The 2,378-nt window shown below is 44.7% G+C and carries 1 protein-coding gene and 2 pseudogenes; all 3 read left to right on the top strand.

Features of this window, described 5'->3' with window-relative positions; genetic code table 11:
* Positions 1 to 203 (top strand): annotated as a pseudogene (locus AB4496_RS11690) (1-acyl-sn-glycerol-3-phosphate acyltransferase); the annotation flags it as partial.
* A 147-nt stretch (positions 204 to 350) separates the two neighbouring features.
* On the top strand, positions 351 to 1,691 hold the full coding sequence (locus AB4496_RS11685) for an MBL fold metallo-hydrolase (RefSeq protein ID WP_102258220.1): 1,341 nt from the start codon (positions 351 to 353) through the stop codon (positions 1,689 to 1,691).
* Between the two features lie 472 nt (positions 1,692 to 2,163).
* Positions 2,164 to 2,378 (top strand): annotated as a pseudogene (locus AB4496_RS11680) (sodium:alanine symporter); the annotation flags it as partial.

Raw genomic sequence — 2,378 nt, 5'->3', positions numbered from 1 at the left:
ACCGAGTTAATAATGGCATTGTGATCACCGAGATGCTGGAGCCTATAGATGTCTCTGGATACAAGCTCAGCGACGCAAGAGAGTTAGCGAATCGCTGCCATGCCTTGATGGCTGAAAAAATCGCACAATTAGATGCCGAAGTGGCTCGTTTAGAAGCACAGAAAAACCCAGAGCTGGATTCAGACCGTTCTTCTACGAGCTAACTCGCAACGAACCCACTGAGTCATCGCTCAGTTACTTAAAAAGACACTCAACGATCGCAACTCTCATTGTTCTTGTTTTACTTGCTGGCGCTTATCCGCAAAATAAAAACAGGCGTTAATGGCTTTAAAGAGCAATGGGAGTAAACGATGGAAGTGATTCACCATGGCGGAAAACATACTGTCACAGGATCTTGTCACGAACTAAGAGATTCAGGCCAAGCGGTGCTCATCGACTGTGGCCTTTTTCAAGGTTCGGATGCACGTTCTCTTGATATTGAATTTGAAACTTCCCACCTCAACGCTCTGCTGCTGACCCATACCCACATTGATCATATTGGTCGATTACCTTGGTTACTCGCCAGTGGCTTTAACCAACCGATTTATTGCACTCAGGCGACGGCTGAACTCGCTCCTTTAATGATTGAAGACGGCCTAAAACTGCAAGGGCTCAGTCATAAACAATCTAAACTCATCCTTAAAAAAATTCATTCGTTGATTGCTCCCAAGCCTTACGGAGATTGCTTTCCCATCACGTCCACACAACAAAACAACGGAAAGGATCATCATAGGCCAAATACTCTGTATGCTCGTTTTCAACCTGCAGGGCATATCTTAGGTTCGGCCTATATAGAGATTAAGTTACCCAACCAAGAAGTAGTGGTCTTTTCAGGCGACTTGGGCCCTAGTAACACGCCACTGCTGCCGGATCCTAAACCACCACAACAAGCCGACTATCTGTTTATTGAGTCGACTTACGGCACTAGCACGCACGACGATATTGCTTCACGCTCTGAACGCCTCAAATCAATCATTGATCGTTCGTTACTCGATGGCGGCGTTATTCTAATTCCGGCTTTTAGCATCGGTCGAACACAGGAACTACTATTTGATATCGAACACCTAATTTTTGAGCATCAACTCAGCAGCGATATTCCTATCATCCTCGATTCGCCTATGGCAGAAAAGGTGACGCGATCCTACCGACGCTTTAAAGAGTTATGGGGGCAAGAAGCAAAGCAGCGTCTTGAACTGAAACGTCACCCACTCGCTTTTGAGCAGTGCATTACGGTTGATGGACATAGAATGCACAAGAAAATCGTGAATCGCCTCAAGTCGACAGGTGAACCCGCGATTGTGGTCGCAGCTTCTGGAATGTGTCAGGGCGGCAGGATAATGAACTACTTATCCGCTTTGCTTCCCGATAAACGGACGGATGTGATTTTAGCGGGCTATCAAGCACACGGAACGCTCGGACGAGAGCTGCAACAAGGCGAAATGCAAGTTTCTATTGATAACAAAGACGTTGAGGTTAATGCTCAAATTCATGGCATGTCTGGCTATTCTGCTCATGCCGATAAAGAGGATCTCAATCGATTTATAGAGGGCATCGCGACTCCACCGAAAGAGGTGCATTTGATTCACGGTGAGCCAAATACTCAGTCTGAATTCGCTCAAGAACTAAAGGCGCGAGGGTTTGTGGTTGTTTGAAACACGCATCAAACTAGCCACTTTCCCTCAGTAAACATGAAGTCCTCAACTATCGAACCTTCAAAAAACACAGTCTCTTAGACCTGCGAGATCACTCGATGCAGGTGATATATTCCAATCAAATCCATCTCACCACTCATATATCAGCCGTTCATGCTAAGTGGCTTTAACCGCTGTTTTACGCAATTTCGTCTATTGTGCACACCTACCCTTCTTCTGCGCACCTCCCCACCCTTTTGTATTAATCACTATTTATTCACTTTGCAAAACACCAGCCGCAACAATCTGTTGCATAACAAGTTAAATGGAACGATTATCGAATTAGCACTAAGCATTAACAAACACCCTCTATAACTTGCTTTATGTCACAGTAATCCCAATGCGCAGTTAAATAATTTAACACTCGGGTTACAAGTGAAGTATTGTGTTGTTCGAAAAACAATCATAAGCAAAACTAACAGGGAAAATACTCATGCAGTCGTTCGTTGATTTTTTGAATGGAATAATCTGGAGCCCAGTACTTATCTACCTATGTTTAGGTGCAGGTTTGTTCTACTCCATCATGACTCGATTTGTTCAAATCCGTCACTTCTTTGAAATGTGGCGCTTGCTACTTTCGGGTAAAAGCTCATCAAAAGGCATCTCGTCTTTCCAAGCTCTTGCCGTTTCGCTGTCTGGCCGTGTAGG

The organism is Vibrio sp. 10N.222.46.A1, from assembly GCF_041473595.1.
GTDB lineage: Bacteria > Pseudomonadota > Gammaproteobacteria > Enterobacterales > Vibrionaceae > Vibrio > Vibrio tasmaniensis_A.
This window is presented reverse-complemented; position numbering and strand designations above follow the sequence as displayed.